This is a genomic window from Emticicia agri (assembly GCF_004168285.1).
Lineage (GTDB): Bacteria > Bacteroidota > Bacteroidia > Cytophagales > Spirosomataceae > Emticicia > Emticicia agri.
The window spans coordinates 101,927-118,127 of record NZ_SEWF01000006.1 but is presented as its reverse complement, the minus strand read 5'-3'; the positions used below and the strand labels follow the sequence as shown (position 1 = coordinate 118,127).

Here is a 16,201-nt window from a genome sequence, read left to right as displayed (position 1 = left end):
CTTTTGGTAAAATATCAGGCAAACTGACTATTAATAACCAGGATTTTGTTTTAATATATCTTTGCCTATAAGGTCGATTTGCGACTGTGGTAAAGGGAACAAAGCTTTATTAGCTGTATATACAGCACCACCCAAAGCGCCCGGTAATAAAACCTGATCGTATTTCAGGTAACGGTTGATGGCTTCAACATCTTCGCCCCAACGAACTAAGTCGTAGAAACGGTAGCCTTCCATACCTAATTCAATTCTTCTTTCAAAACGAACGGCTGCTCTGGCATATTCTTTTGTAGGGAAAGAGCTATACAATCCGATTTTATAGTTAGCCGCAGGTGCGCCATTCAACATTACGAAATCTGATGCATTAGTAGCTCTACCTCTTACCATGTTTGTATATTCAAGGGCTTTTGCTAAAGAACCAACTTCAATTTCAGCTTCTGCAGCCATTAATAAAACGTCTGCAAATCTGATAATTGTTACGTTATAAGCATTGTAAGTCTGGTGTCCCCAACCGCCAGTTTCTGTCAAACCAGCAGCTTTTTCTGCTTTGGTAAATATATACTTTTTAGGAGAGTAAGGACCACCATTTGGTTGGTTACGAATCATACTTGCACCAGTATGTGGGCCCCAATCTAAGAAAGGAATTCCTCTACGACCAATTGAGTGGTCTAATCTTGGATCTAACGGGCCGGCATCTAATGTGAAAGGCTGATCAGATTTTATACCCATATCAGTCTTAACAGCATTTGCAGGGGCATTATACGAATTATCCAATAATGGTAAACCATTAGCATCAGTACGGAATGAATTTACAAACTCAAACGATGGTTGAAAGAATCCGCAGCAAGTACCCGGGTCAACTCCTTGAATAAAGTTTAATTGCAAATCACCATTGGCGTTGTTTCCGCTACCTGATTTCACAGTTGCCTGAACTGCAAAAATTGATTCTGAATTGTTATCATTAGCCACTCTGTATAAGTCAGAATATTTAGGTAACAAGGCATATTTCCGACCGCCAGTTGTTTTACCATTGGCAATAATCAGGTCAAAAAGTGCTTTAGCCTCTGCATATTTCTTTTGATATAAATATGTTTTTGCTAAATAAGATGCTGCTGCCCATTTATTGGCACGACCTACCGAAGATGATGTTTCAGGTAAAACGTCGTAAGCCGCTTTAAAGTCAGCCTCAATTTTTGGCCATAAATCAGTATCATTCTTTACTTTCTCAATTCCGTTACCTACGCCAATGTTTTCATCAACATAAGGAACCATGTTAAAGTTACGCTTTAACTGGAAATAAAAGTGTGCTCTGATGAAACGAGCTTCAGCGCTTATTCTGGCCTTATCGGCGTCTTTCACGCTTGCTTGCGCTTCTTTTAATAAAGACAGAACCGAATTGGCTCTGGCAACGCCATCAAAATAGCTGGCATAAACGTTTCCGGCCACCTGGTCAGTAGATACATACTCGTATCTTTGGATAGGAATCATTTCAGTACCATCACCTGGGTCAGTTCCTTTATTAGCATCTCCACCTCTGATACTACCGATAAGCCAGTTTGATGGACCAGAGTGTGTTTGGCTCAAGGCACTTAACTGTGCATAGGCTGCGATTAACGACCCTTCCAAACCGGGAAGGCCGGTTAACTGGTCTTTAGAAAGTGTCCCTGTTGGGGGAACTTCCAGAAAGCTATCACTACAAGCATACATTCCTGCAAACAGGACGGCGCTGGAAATTAATATTTTAATTTTTTTCATTGTCTTAATTGTAATTTAACTGAAATTAGAATCCAACATTTAAACCAAACGTTACCTGACGAGTCATCGGGAAGTTACCCAAATCTACACCAAAGTTGGTATCAGCTGCACCTGCTACCTGAGGGTCAAGACCACCATATTTAGTAACTGTTAATAAGTTATTAACCGCTGCATGCACGCGAAGTCTGCTCAGTTTCATTTTATTAGCAAGAGTGGTTGGGAAATTGTAACCAATCGAAAGGTTCTGGAATCTCAGGTATGAACCATCTTCTACATAGAAACTGCTTGATTGAGAACCAGTACTGAAACCATCATTTTGTTCGAAACGTGGAATGTTAGTATCTCTGTTTTCAGGGGTCCAAGAATCTTTTACGCGCTCAGAGATAGCAGAACCGGCAAATAATGGATAGAAATCTGTAAATCTTTTTGAGATATTATAGATTTTATTACCAATTGAAGTATAGAAATAAGCAAGTAAATCAAAATTCTTGTACGTCAATCTGAAGTTTAATCCACCTGTAAATTTAGCAACCGGGCTACCTAAGTAAGTGCGGTCATCTGCTGTGATAGTACCATCACCATTTAAGTCAGCATAACGGAAACGGCCAAGTCCTGCGCCTGTTTGTGTTGGGATAGCAGCACCAGGGGTAGCTGTTGGTTTCAAAGCCTCATTCACTTCTTCCTGAGTCTGGAATAAACCTACTACCTGATAACCATAGAAAGATGATAATGAATAACCCAATTGGTTACGGATAGGGTTTACACCTCTGAAACCAGGGTTCACATCTAAGAGGTAAGTAAGACCCCCACCGATTTGAGTAATTTTGTTATCAAGGAAACTACCGGTAACATCAAATTCATAGCCTACCTCAGCGCCGAATTTACCTCTTGTAATTACCTGAATATCAATACCTTTGTTTACCATTGTACCCACGTTTACTGAAGGAGCAGTAGCTGAACCAACTGTTTGTGTAATTGGTAACGTGTACAACAGGTCTTTGGTATCTTTTTGCCATAAATCTAAGATTACATCTAATTTACCTTTCAGGAATGAACCATCAATACCGATATTTTTGGTGATACTGGTTTCCCATTTAGCATTAGGGTTACCAATTCTTGATTGTCTGAACCCACCTACGATACCACCATTTGTACCATTAATGTCATAACCAGAGGTTCCTACATTTTGCTCGTACAAGTTAAACTGGTTGGCAGGTGCCACGTTGTTTGAGTTACCCATTGTACCATATCCCCCTCTGACTTTCAAATCAGTTACCCAGGCAAGACCTTTCATGAACGATTCGTCTGAAAGTCTCCAGGCAGCTGATACCGCAGGGAACACCCCATATCTGTTGTTTTGACCAAATCGAGATGAACCATCACGTCTGATAACCCCTGTAATAATATATCTGTCTTTGAAACTGTAGATTGCTCTACCGAAGTATGAGTTAAAGGTAATACCATTGTCTTTAACACTGGTAGCAGGGTTTCTGATATCAAGCGTAGAAATAGTAATATAGTTAGGGTCACCAGAGAATGGCGCACGACCATCAGCTCTCATGTCTTTACCAAATCCGGTATTAAGGGCTTCTTGTCCAACCAATAAGTCAATACCATGAGCACCAAATTTCTTTTTATAGGTAGCTGTATTGGTAAATGTCCAGCCTAATCTGAAACCACCGCTTTCGTTATAAGACCATACTACACTTTTATTTTCAAGTGTTTCATAAATCGGACGACCATATCCCCAACCGTAGAAGTTGTTGAAAGTTCCACCAATAGACGAACGTAGTGTCAAATCTTTAATCGGGTCAACTTCAATATAGAAGTTACCTGATGCTAAAGCGTTATAGTTTTTGTTTAGTTTTCCTGCTTGTTGGTTAGCAACAGGGTTTGAACCCTGACCAAAACCAAGGGCAGTTGTACCAGCCCATCCACCAAATTCGTCACGAACCGGGATAATAGTTGGCGATCTGAACGCACCCAAGATGTCGTTTTCATCTTGTGATGACTGCAAACCATTGTTACCACCCTGACGACCTAAGATTTGCAAGAATGTCAACTGGATATTTTCACCAATTCTTACATTTTTGAAAAGGTCAAACTCAGTATTTACACGCATAGCAATACGTTTTGCTCTCTGGCTTGCCAAAATACCTTGTTGGTCTTGTAATGATAAACCAACGAAGAAACGTGAAGCATCGCCACCACCTTCAAAACCTAATGAATGTCTTTGGATTGTACCTGTTTGAGTCAATTCTTTGTACCAGTCTGTACCTGCTTTATTAGCTTTAATTACTTGGTAGTAATCGCCAATGGTTGGGCCGGTAATATTGTATTTTGCTCTTTCAGCTTCTATATCAATAGTACCCACTACACCACTTCTGTTTCCTACTTTCAGGTAATCAGGAATGATTGGCGTTGCTCCTGAACCATATTGGGGGTGAGTTAACGGTGCACCTGAGTTTCTAAGAGCTGTCCAGGTCCATTCTGCCTGGTCTTGTGGGTTCATCATTTTCTGACCTTGACCCGGATCTGTAAAACCAAACACACCATCATAAGTAACGTTTAGTTTCTTCGCATTTTTTTTGCCTTTCTTGGTAGTATATACAATTACACCGTTGGCAGCTCTTGCCCCGTAGATAGAAGCCGCAGAAGCATCTTTCAATACGGTAGTAGACTCAATATCTTCAGGATTCAGGTAATTTACATCACCTACCGGAAAACCATCGACAATCATTAAAGGAGCGTTACCACCAAATGCACCAAATCCACGTACACGAATCTGGCTACCAGAACCCGGCTGGCTCGTAGTTACAACTGTTAAACCGGCTACTCTACCTTGTAATTGTTGTTCAACACTGGCTGAAGGAACGGTTGTAAGGTCTCTTGTTTTTACAGTTGAGATGGCACCAGTTGACTCACGTCTTTTATCAACTGAATATCCTGTTACAACAACTTCGTCAAGACTTGCTGCATCATCTTCAAGTGTAACATCAACAGTGGTTTGATTGCCTAATGTAATTTCTACCGTTTTGTAGCCAATTGAGCTGATTACCAATGTTCCGCCGGCGTTTGGAACATTGATTTTGTAGTTCCCTTCTGCATCTGAGATTGTACCTGCAGTAGTTCCTTTTACAGAAATACTGGCGCCTGGCACACCTTCTCCTTTTGAATCACTTACTTTACCACTGACAGACTTTTGTGCAAAAGCTACTATGGACATCATCCATAGTAGTCCACAAAACAAAGCACCCCGTATGGGCACAAAGTAGTTTTGTTTCATAGTTTTGTTTTAGTTAAAAAAAAAGTAAAAAATAAATTGTAATTAAAGACTTTATATTATATCAAGATTTTGTTGATTTATCTTAATAAGTGTATTTGGCACAATTATAGAAATCCACTCCAAATTTTCCAAATTTTTCATGTTTTTTTTATAAATTTATCTATCCACACCAAACACACATTTTATTTATGCCAAATAAAATTTTGCCAAATTCAAAAAAACTACTTTCGTGAAAATCTACTTTTAAATTATGAAGCTGTGGAAAATACAATGTTTGGAATTATGATGTTTTTTTTTAAATCAGGTTATGTTACATCTCTGTTTTCCAAAATTTTTCTTTAAAATGTACCGTGCAAGAAAAGGCATAAACCTTAATTCTTATTATTTATTCTGTGAGGATTTTAAATTGTGAATTAAATTGTCTGATGAAGTTCATTGAGCCACGCAAAAGCTACAAATCTGGTAAATACTCGCGGTTTAATCATTAAAATCACGTAAGGAAAATAATCATTTAGTTAGACTTAGGTATATTGTATCAATTGGATACAATATTAAACACTTTGCATAATGCTTCCAAATTTTTCTTAGTATTTTTATATATTAACTGTTCGTGAGTTTATTTTATTATAAACAATATTAAAAATGTTATAATCTTACAAAGATAGAAATTTTATCTTATAAAAGTCAATTGATGTTTTTTTTTTAAAATAAAACTATCTGTTTGCAACACTATGAGCTAAAATCACGCATCAAAGACCCTTATTTGACTCCTGCTACGCTCTATCAGGGTTGTGTACTCAGTTGTTTAGCTACTTTTTCGGCAGTTGCCAACACACGCATGGTATTACCACCCCATATTTTGCGTATATCCTTTTCTGAATAACCCCGTCGTAAAAGCTCAATGGTTACATTTTTTATTTTACTTACATCTTCACAGCCTACTACATCGCTTCCGCCATCCATATCCATGCCAATCCCTACATGGTCTATACCTGCTATCTGTACTACATGGTCGATATGGTCAACCACTGTTTTTACGGTAGGTGCTTCTCCCGGAAATTTATATTTCAATTGACGTAGTTCGGCATTAATCCGCTGTTTATCTTCGGGCGTAGCATCTGCTTTCATCGCCTGCATCCGTAAGGTTCTGATAGATACCTCTATCTCTTTCGATGGTTTTTTCAGAAAATCAGATACAAAATTAATCTGAATAACTCCGCCTTTCGATGCCATCAGTTTTATCATATCGTCTGTCATATTTCTTTTTACATCGCTCAATGCCCTACACGAAGAATGAGAGGCAAATACCGGAGCTTTGCTCAAACGCATCACATCATAAAATGCTGAATCCGAAATATGTGATACATCAACAATAATACCTAATTTATTCATCTCGGCTATACATTGCTCTCCTAATTTACTTATCCCCCCATATTCGCCAACCTCCGGGTCGCCCGATGAATCGGATAAATCATTATTAAAAGAGTGCGAAAGTGTAATATACCGCAAACCCAAATCATAATATAATTTCAGATTGGATAAATCATGCCCTACAGGCCAGCCGTTTTCCATTCCGATAAATACGCCTAATTTTCCTTTTTTATGTGTAGCAAAACCTGCATCGGCACTGGTTACCAGTTCGGCCATGTCGGGATATTTCTTTACTGCTTCATGAATAGCCTGAAAAATTTTCAAGGCTTTTTCTTTAGCCTCGGCATTGCCTTCGGGTGTACGCTTACCTTGTGCCATATATACCGCAAAAAACATGGCATCCATTCCACCCTCTTTCATCCGTGGGAAATCAATCTGTGTACCATCGGTTGCATAGTTATGCTTCTCGCCAATATCAAAGCCTTTCATTTCCATCATATTGATAGGTACATCGGCATGGGTATCTACTGTGTAGGCTTTTGCATGAATTTTATCAGCTTTTTTCAGCAATTTTTGTTCTTTTTTGCTCTGCGCAAAAACAAGGGCGGGTAATAGAAGAAGCAGAAATAATTGTTTCATGCTGTTTAGTTTAGTGATGTCAGGTGATTACTGGAGTTTCCTCCCTTTCCAGATGTATTCATTTTTTCCCTGAGCTGCTAATCCGAAGAATGTTACATACGAGGGATAAATAAGTTGTACAAAAGGAATGAGCCAAATTAAGTTTTTTTTACGCAAAAAACTAAGAACCAAGATTAAAAAAAGAAGCTCTGCCGAAAATTTCAGTAAAAATATAATGAGCAGATTCGTGCCATCAAGCAAACGAAACGCATACAGGGTTACTGCACCAATTAAAGAAAAATTAGCTGTGAAGATAAATACGGCTAAGGCAGTGGTAAAAGGGTTGTTGTAATGTTTCCATTTACTGGCCCACCTTTTGCGCTGATAATAAAATGATTTAAATGAAGTATGAGACTCTGTTTCTACAATTGCGTCCTGACTTTTAAAAAAACATACCTTATCAGGGAATCGGGAGGCAATTTTATGCATCAGAAATTCGTCATCACCTGAAGCTAAATTTTCATTACCCGAAAACCCTCCTACCTCATGAAATACTGATTTCAGATAAGCTAAATTTGCTCCATTACACATATTGGGTTTACCGATAAGCATGGCACAAGCTCCCGAACCAATCAGGCTGCTGAACTCAATAGTCTGGATTTTCTGCCAGAAGTTACCTATGCTATTGCTGGCATCATTTATAAAAGTAACAGGTGAACTAATGAGATAAGCCTTTTTTTCGGATTGAAAATGAGCAATCGTTTCCAGCCATTTATGGCCAACCCTACAATCACCGTCAGTGGTAACAATTAAATCTCCATGCGCCAGTTGAATAGATGAATGAATAGCTCGTTTTTTGGGAGAAGCATTGTTTTCTTTAGGCGGTAAACTATTAATAATTAACCGCATGGAAGTAACTTTCTGAAAATCCTTTACAAGGGCTAATGTATTATCTATTGAATCATCGTCTGCTACAATTACCTCAAACTTCTCTTTGGCATACGTCTGGTTTTCTATATCTTTCAGTAAATTTATGATATGGCTGGCTTCATTACGGACAGGAATAATGACCGATATATTCAGCAATGGCTCTTGATTCATCTGTTGCTGATAAGGTTTATGAGTCAGCCAGATAAATAACAAGCCTATATTCATGAAGAAATACGCCAACACAATAGATATGAGAAGAGTTGCAAGCACTTGGTAAGAAATTAATAAAGGCTTATCAGTCAGCAGAAGCCTTCAGTTTTTTTGTTGAAAACCTCAAAGATAAAAGAAATAGACTTCCGATGATAACAGGCACTAATACATTCATAAGCCAGATAGTAAAAGTAGCCGTAGTAATCAGGGAAAGACTTACACCAAAATAGCCAAAATAATAGACAGAGGTAATAGCCCGCATACTTAAGTCGCCTAAAAAATTGAAAGCCGCCCCCAATGTTTTAGTCAGAAAAATAATACCGATACCTGCTATTAATACTGTAATCGGTAAATGGATGTTGAATACTTGCAAGACCAGCAAAAACTGAATAGTAAAAATAATGTATCGGCCTGTGGCTATCAGAAATACATCTCTTATTTCAGGTAAGGTATATTCTTTTAACACGATGAGATAGGGGCTTATATATTTAAGCCATTTATTTTCGGTAGTAAAACTCAGTTTCTGAAGACTAAAGGCTATCCAGATGCCAATCAGTAAAAAGATGCAAAGCAATACAACCATGCTTATGTGTAATAACAGGGGTTCAGGTTGAGCTACCCAAACAAAATAGCCATAACTAATAACCCCAAATAATAAAGATACATACAACTGCATACCATTACCTAATAAAATAGCCCCTATACTTGCCGTACGCTTCTGGGTTTTCAGCATCAGTATTTTTCCGGCATAGTCGCCTATCATCATTGGGGTAAAGTTAGCCAAAGCCACTCCTGCCAGAACACCCTGATAGGCTTCTGCAAAACTGATTTTTTCTACTTTTGTGGCTAATCGTTGCCATTTCCATGCTTCAAAAGCCCAGTTAACCGGAATTAATAGCAACACTACCCAGATAGTACTATCAAAAGGAATTTGCCTGAAATGGGTGAGCATTGCTTCAATGCTTTCTCCTTTTTGTTCCAATAACAGATATACCCCATACAATACGCCTGAAAACAGAATATTTTTTAATATCCATAGTCCGTGCTTAGCAGTAAAGATTTTTGAGTTAATTTGCATATATGAACAAAGAGAAAATCATTTTAGGTGTTGACCCGGGTACGAGAATCATGGGCTATGGCATTATTTCGGTTGACGGTAATGCTCTTACGCTGGTGCAATATGGTGTTTTAAAACTTGACAAATATAGCACACATGAGCTGAAACTAAAGAAGATTTATGAAAGAATGACGCAAATCATAGAAGAATACTTACCCGACGAAATGGCGATTGAAGCTCCGTTTTATGGCGTAAATGCACAATCTATGCTGAAACTGGGACGTGCACAAGGGGTGGCTATTGCCGCTGCTCTTAACCGTGATGTGCCTATTGTAGAGTATATGCCCAAAACAGTGAAACAATCGGTAACAGGCAATGGGAATGCCAGCAAAGAGCAGGTAGCCTATATGCTTGAACACCTATTGAAAATGAAGCTGGATACTCAGTTTTATGATGCAACTGATGCTGTTGGCGTAGCTATATGCCACTATATGCATGGTAAAACCAAAGCCCTGACGGGCAATGGTTCCAAGAAAAAAGGTTGGTCTGCTTTTGTGAGTGAGAATCCTGAGAGGTTGAAGTGATTGTTTCAATACTCAATTAAAGTCTCACACTACACCATCTCCGAAACCTTCACAGGCCGCTGTTCATCCATTGATTTTTTTGCGGCGTAGGCTAAAAGAGTTGCCATAATTACATCTTCATTTTTTATAGGTACAGATGTATCGTTGAGTACTGCTTCTATAAATGCCTCCGTTTATTTTAGCACTGATGATTAAAATGGCAATCAGAAAACTACTCCGCCAAGCCCAACCGCTTCCTCTCCCCCTTTACATATCTGGCAACTTCACCGACCGGTGCAATCCAGATACCATTGGCAGGGTCTTTGGCATAGGCACAAAGTTTACGTAGCATAGCCAGTCTGGTGGTCTGTGCGCCTGAATCGGCCATTTCATGGCCTGCCAGTACCAGCCATTGTCCGTTTTTTTTGGCTTCTTCTATGACAGGTAAAAGATGCTCAAAATCTTTCCCATCCATTTCTACACCTGTCAGTTGCGCCATATCGCAATAGCCCGCATCTACAGGTGCTTCATCAAGCCAAGTTCTGCCCGAGACAAAGAGGTCTGCAATAACGGGCACAAAACTCTTTGCATTTTTCCCACGACCGACAAACGTTTGTCCACACGGATAGGCGTAAGATTCAGGTTTCACGCCTAATAGTGTTTCAATCTGCGTATTGGCTTCTAACAGTTCTGTACGCATTTGGTCTATTGTATAGTTTTCAAGAGCACTTTTTCTTGACCAGACAAAATTGCCACTACATGAATGATTTAATGAGTGATTGCCGATTTCATGCTTTTTATCAACTACCTTTTTCCAACCTGCTAATTGCCCCTTCACCGCCGAAGGAACCACATAAAAAGTACCTTTTACCCCATATTCATCTAATAAGGGGGCACCTTTGGTGGCCTGACTGCCTCTCGCATCGTCAAAAGTAAGGCTGATAGCCATACGAGCCTCTTTCGGCCATTTGAATGATTGGTTTTGCGCAAAACAGGTTAGCGTTGCTAAGAGAAGCAGGGAAGTTTTAAGGTATAGGGTTGATTTCATTGGGGAAACTCAGTTTTTACATCATTTGTAAGCATACTACTCGTTTGTACCTGGTGAAATTTTATCAGGGTTGTTCTGTTCTTATTTACTATTCAATCCATTTGCAACTATCAGAGCCACGGTTTAACAAACCGTGGAACGTCGTCACGGTTTGCCAAAAAGTGTTATAGTACCCCTTTGGTACTTGGTAGGCTGTCCAGTTCTTTCAAATCACGTTTTACAGCCATTTTTATTGATTTGGCAAAGGCTTTGAAAATGGCTTCAATTTTATGGTGTTCGTTCTGCCCTTCGCACTTGATATTGAGGTTACATTTAGAAGTATCAGAAAACGATTTAAAGAAGTGGTAAAACATTTCTGTTGGCATCTCTCCTACTTTTTCACGCTTAAATTCTGCATCCCATACAATCCACGGGCGACCAGAAAAATCAATCGCTACTTGTGCCAACGCATCGTCCATCGGTAACAGGAAACCATAGCGAGAAATCCCTTTTTTATCGCCCAAGGCTTTCAGATAGGCTTCTCCTAAAGCCAAAGCAGTATCTTCAATGGTATGGTGTTCGTCAATATGCAAATCGCCATTCACATGAATCGTCAAATCAGCACCTGAATGTTTGGCTACCTGATCGAGCATGTGGTCGTAGAAACCAAGCCCTGTATGAATATCCGATTTTCCTTTGCCATCAAGGTTCAGTTCAATCTTAATCTGTGTTTCTTTGGTATTACGCTCTATGGTAGCAATGCGTGGCGGCAGTTTCAGAAACTCATAAATACTATCCCAGTCGGTTGTTACCAACTTAGTTACATGTTCATGCTCAATATTCAGAATAGGATTTTCGCCAATAAAAATGGCTTTTGCACCTAAATTTACAGCCAGTTGTATATCAGTAGTTCTGTCGCCGATTACGTAAGAGTTTGCTAAATCATAGTCTCCATTCAGGTATCCGGTAAGCAGACCAGTGCCGGGCTTACGGGTAGGCAGATTCTCATGCGGAAAGCTACGGTCGATAAGAATGGCGTCAAAATGGATGTTTTCGTTTTCCAGCGCCTGTAACATTTTATTATGTGCAGGCCAGAAAGTATCTTCCGGAAACGAATCTGTTCCTAAACCATCCTGATTGGTTACCATCACCAGTTTATAATCAGTTTCTTCGGCTATTTTGCGGAGATTAGAAAGGGCTTTTGGAAGAAAGAATAATTTTTCGAGAGAATCTATCTGAAAATCTGTCTTTGGCTCATCAATAATAGTACCGTCGCGGTCGATAAAAAGAATTTTCTGCATTGCTTTTGAATAGAGTAGTTTTTTTGGCAAAGGTAGGCAGTAAATTCTGAAAAGTATCGTGTTTTCAGAATTTACTACTGCCAGCAATATAAATGCAAGACCTAAGAGGATGTTTAAATTTTGTTATTCTGACCGAAAAGTTTAGATTTTTCAGATAGACAAGGCGTCATTTTGCAGATGTAGCCAGCAGCTACATCGAAAAAATGCAACGCATTATAGCTAAAAAAGATGAGCTTTGTAGATCGAATCATAATTTTTAAATATGCTCTAATGTCTGATGTCAACACCAATTTCCTCGCCTACCTTTAAAGGCACAAAACTAAACATCTTCAATTCCTGCTCACCAATGCTGATAATCACTTCATAATAATTACCTAAAAATTTGAGGGCTACCACGCCAGCTTTCAGGTTTGATTCAGGAGCAACAAAAATCTGCTCAGGACGTATAAATACATTGGGTAGGTTCGATAATCCCACACGCGCCAACCATTCTATGCTTACTACATTTACTTCGCCTGTAATTTCTGCTACGTATTGATTTAATGGATGCTGATAAACTTTTTGTGGTGCATCTACTTGCAACATTTTACCTTTTCTCATAATTGCCAGATAGTCGGCCATGCCATAGGCATCGCTTACGTCGTGGGTAACAAAAATACAGCTTACCTCTTCAGATTTTATAAGTTTTAATATCTCTACTTTTAGTTTGCGTTTATTGACCGCATCTAAATGACTAAATGGTTCGTCTAATAACAAGAGTTTCGGTTGTTCGGCTATGGCTTTTACAATTACGGCTCTTTGTTGCTCACCACCCGATACCTCACGGGGTAAATGAGACTGAACTTTATCTAACCTACTCAGTTTTAACAATTTATCTACCCTTTTATTACGGTAGTTTTCTTCATAGTAGCGAAGTTCGTAAGCAATGTTTTCACGGATAGAGATATTTGGAAAAAGACCGTAATCCTGCCTGACCAGTTTAATATCAGGGTGCCCTGCAATGAGTTTCTGAGAGGGTGGAGTAATACGTTTATTCTCTAAGAGTAGTGTGCCCTCATCAGGTTCCTGAAAGGCTCCAATCAGGTGTAACAAAGTAGTTTTGCCGGAGCCACTTTCGCCCAGAATCCCTAAAATCTCTCCTTTCTCTAAAGTAAATGAAATATGGTTAACTGCCTTTTTATCTTCGAAAGACTTGGATAGATGTTGTATTTTGAGCAGCGACATTCGTTTTTCTTGCAAAATTAGGGTTTTTTACAGAAAATATGTTTTTTTGTTGTGCATGGGCATTCACTTTTATAATATTGTTACCAAATTATTAACCTGATTAGAAAATACACCTGCAAGCTTAACAGGAAATGTTAGAACTATATAAACAACAAACCAAGTGCCTGGTAGCACTCGATTCAATCATTTTCGGGTTTGACGGTGAAGAATTAAAATTACTTCTGGTGAAGCGAGGTGTGCAAACCGACCGGGACACCTGGTCGCTGATGGGTGGCTGGCTAAAACCTGCAGAAAGCCTTGACCAGGCTGCTGACAGAATTTTGTTTGAATTAACTAACCTGACAGGCGTATTTTTAGAACAATTAGGTGCCTTTGGTGACCCTAACCGGGATCCCGTTGAAAGAACAGTAGCGATTGCCTACTATGCCTTGGTGAACGTAAAAGACTACGAAACCAAAATATCAGACACCTACCATGCTCACTGGTTTTCGATGCACGATTTACCCGAATTGCTTTTTGACCATGCAGAGATGATAAAAATGGCGATTGAGCGCCTGCGCTACAAAGCGGCTTTTCACCCGATTGGGTTCGAACTCATGCCCGACACCTTTACGATTCCGCAGATACAGAATCTGTATGAAGCTATTTATGGCAGCAATTTTGACAAACGTAATTTCAGCAGAAAAATCCTTTCTACCGGGCTTTTAATTAAGCTAAAAGAGAAGCAAAAAGGATTTTCTAAAAAAGGGGCATTCTTGTATAAATTAGATACCGAAAAGTATAAAATCCATTCAGATTCATTCCTGAATTTTGTACCTAATCCTGATGGTATGCTCTGATATTATCTGACATTTACCAGCACCTTGATTTTACCCTCGGTTCCGTCAAAATCCTGTAATGCTTTGCCTAAAATCTGACCAAAACCTAATCTGGCTGGGTCGCCTTTCATGGCATAACCTGCTTTTGATGACGTAACCAGTAAATCGCCTCTTTTGATTTTTCCGCCCTCATTACAAACCTTAGTCGGAATTACCCCTACCACGCCCATAGGTACCTGGCCGTCTAAATCATTGTTTACATCGTCTTCTCTCAAAAGTACACCCGGTTTGGTTGCATAAACACCTGCTACTAAAGTAGAATAAGGTTGGCTCGACTTTTCAACGGTTCTATCTGTATTCTCCGAAATGACCAGTACATCACCCGGTTCATAGTCAGTTTTTTCTCCCTCTACCGCAAATGCTTCAGCTAAATCGGCACCGCTATTCTGTGTACCTCCATTAAAAAAACCTGTGCCCTGATAATTGATACGAGCCACGTTTACAAAATCATTTGACCCTTTAAAAATAGCGATATCTCCCAATCCATTCTTTGTCTGAGCTATTAAGGCAGCACCATTGCTTGAATTACTCACCGCATATAAAGCCGGATTTGTAGCGAATTCATTTTCAATCTCAAAGTGTCCTGCTCTACCTGTTCCAACTGTTTTAGCATACAGCGTAGTACTGGCATTATTACTATTAGTTGTATAAAACTCGCCTCCTTTGCCTATACCATCAGTAGTTACATGGATACCGGAACTACTATTACCTGTATTTGTAATCTGAAAATGCCCTGCCTTACCCGTGCCTGTGGTCTGGCTTTCAAGTACAATACCACTACCCGTTGTTTTAGCTAAAACCGCCGTAGCCGGACTATTCATATTGTCTATAAAAAAATAAGCTGCCCGTCCTGAACCATAGCTCAAGGTTTCAATGGCGTTACCACTACCGCTACCACTGGCAAATATAGTTGAAGCCGGATTCGAAGCATTTGTTGTCTGGAAATTGCCCGCATTACCAAAACCATTGGTTGAAGACCATAAAGAAGTGGTTGAATTGGTACTTTGATTAACAAAAACACCTGCCGGACCAGAACCCTGGCTTATCGCATTGATAGCAGTGCCACTCCCAACAGCCCGTGATTCAATAGTATTTCCGGTACCACTCCCATAAGCAAAAACTGCTTGTGATGCACTACCAGCTGCATTTACAAAGAACTCAGCTGCCCGACCCGTACCAATAGCCTGAGATGAGAGTGCAGCCCCGGTGCCATTAGAAAGCACCGATAATGCCTTATTGGAACTAAAGGAGCTATTTATCCGGAAAAAGCCTGCCATACCACCTCCGGTAGTAATTGCCTCAAAGGCATTGGCCTGACCATTGCTGACAGCCGCTAAGGTAACCGAGTCGCTGAGTGTATTGGCGGTTTGAAAATAACCCACTCTCCCTTTGCCTTTATTGGTGGCATATATCGTACGGGCAGTGTTACCAGCCGCGCTAATTTCAAATCTTCCTGCGCCGCCCATACCTATTGATATACCATTGACGGCAAAACCCGTACCCATGTTTGATACATTCAGCGCATGGACAGAGGATGTAGTATTATTCAATTGAAAATTTGCTGCTCCACCTTTGCCATCAGTTATCGCATATAATGCTGTATTGCTGTTTGAGGGGTTCTCAATCGAAAAACCTGCCCCAATACCTGTACCTGTATTTCTACCCTGAATAGTAGTTCCGGCTCCAACCGTAGTAGCATAGATGGCAGGTGAAAAGTTGCTGGCATTATCAATAGAAAACCACCCGGCCGGCCCAATAGACTTGCTGATAGCACCTAAAACAGGTGCAGGATTTGAGGCATGATTGGTTTCAAAATACCCTGCATACCCATTGCTGATATTGGTTTTGAAAGTAGCAGTATTGGGTAAAATAGTAGCAGCCGAAGATTGTGCGAAAGAATAAAGGCTTGATAAGATACTTAAAACAAGTAAAGTGAAGGTTCTCATAAAACATTTGTTTGGATTGTATATGCAAAAATTTGCAA

The 16,201-nt window shown here is 39.7% G+C and carries 11 protein-coding genes; 2 read left to right on the top strand and 9 right to left on the bottom strand.

Features of this window, described 5'->3' with window-relative positions; translation table 11 throughout:
- Positions 1-30: 30 nt before the first annotated feature.
- The 5 genes from EWM59_RS05790 to EWM59_RS05770 form a co-directional block, all read right to left on the bottom strand.
- On the bottom strand, positions 31-1,752 hold the full coding sequence (locus EWM59_RS05790) for a RagB/SusD family nutrient uptake outer membrane protein (RefSeq protein ID WP_130019997.1): 1,722 nt from the start codon (positions 1,750-1,752) through the stop codon (positions 31-33).
- Between the two features lie 25 nt (positions 1,753-1,777).
- A complete protein-coding gene (locus EWM59_RS05785) occupies positions 1,778-5,038 on the bottom strand; it encodes a SusC/RagA family TonB-linked outer membrane protein (protein WP_130019996.1) in 3,261 nt (1,086 codons plus the stop codon).
- A gap of 783 nt (positions 5,039-5,821) precedes the next feature.
- Positions 5,822-7,048, bottom strand: a complete 1,227-nt coding sequence (locus EWM59_RS05780; RefSeq protein WP_130019995.1) for a dipeptidase — start codon at positions 7,046-7,048, stop codon at positions 5,822-5,824.
- Positions 7,049-7,075: 27 nt separating this feature from the next.
- The gene (locus EWM59_RS05775) at positions 7,076-8,227 is read right to left on the bottom strand and encodes a glycosyltransferase (protein WP_229239284.1); all 1,152 of its coding nucleotides are present in this window, start codon (positions 8,225-8,227) and stop codon (positions 7,076-7,078) included.
- A gap of 25 nt (positions 8,228-8,252) precedes the next feature.
- A complete protein-coding gene (locus tag EWM59_RS05770) occupies positions 8,253-9,245 on the bottom strand; it encodes a lysylphosphatidylglycerol synthase transmembrane domain-containing protein (RefSeq protein ID WP_130019994.1) in 993 nt (330 codons plus the stop codon).
- A gap of 2 nt (positions 9,246-9,247) precedes the next feature.
- On the opposite strand from EWM59_RS05770, the gene ruvC reads away from it, so the two are divergent.
- On the top strand, positions 9,248-9,808 hold the full coding sequence (ruvC, locus tag EWM59_RS05765; RefSeq protein WP_130019993.1) for a crossover junction endodeoxyribonuclease RuvC: 561 nt from the start codon (positions 9,248-9,250) through the stop codon (positions 9,806-9,808).
- 211 nt (positions 9,809-10,019) lie between these two features.
- Here the strand turns inward: ruvC and EWM59_RS05760 are convergent, their stop codons facing one another.
- The 3 genes from EWM59_RS05760 to EWM59_RS05750 form a co-directional block, all read right to left on the bottom strand.
- The gene (locus EWM59_RS05760; RefSeq protein ID WP_130019992.1) at positions 10,020-10,835 is read right to left on the bottom strand and encodes a polysaccharide deacetylase family protein; all 816 of its coding nucleotides are present in this window, start codon (positions 10,833-10,835) and stop codon (positions 10,020-10,022) included.
- Between the two features lie 164 nt (positions 10,836-10,999).
- Positions 11,000-12,115: a bifunctional histidinol-phosphatase/imidazoleglycerol-phosphate dehydratase HisB gene (gene hisB, locus EWM59_RS05755; RefSeq protein WP_130019991.1), complete on the bottom strand. Its 1,116-nt coding sequence runs from the start codon at positions 12,113-12,115 to the stop codon at positions 11,000-11,002.
- A 267-nt stretch (positions 12,116-12,382) separates the two neighbouring features.
- A complete protein-coding gene (locus tag EWM59_RS05750; protein ID WP_130019990.1) occupies positions 12,383-13,339 on the bottom strand; it encodes an ABC transporter ATP-binding protein in 957 nt (318 codons plus the stop codon).
- A 131-nt stretch (positions 13,340-13,470) separates the two neighbouring features.
- On the opposite strand from EWM59_RS05750, the gene EWM59_RS05745 reads away from it, so the two are divergent.
- Complete coding sequence (locus EWM59_RS05745) at positions 13,471-14,178, top strand: NUDIX hydrolase (RefSeq protein WP_130019989.1); 708 nt, start codon at positions 13,471-13,473, stop codon at positions 14,176-14,178.
- Positions 14,179-14,180: 2 nt separating this feature from the next.
- On the opposite strand, the gene EWM59_RS05740 is transcribed toward EWM59_RS05745, so the two are convergent.
- Complete coding sequence (locus EWM59_RS05740) at positions 14,181-16,163, bottom strand: autotransporter outer membrane beta-barrel domain-containing protein (RefSeq protein ID WP_130019988.1); 1,983 nt, start codon at positions 16,161-16,163, stop codon at positions 14,181-14,183.
- Positions 16,164-16,201 lie beyond the last annotated feature (38 nt).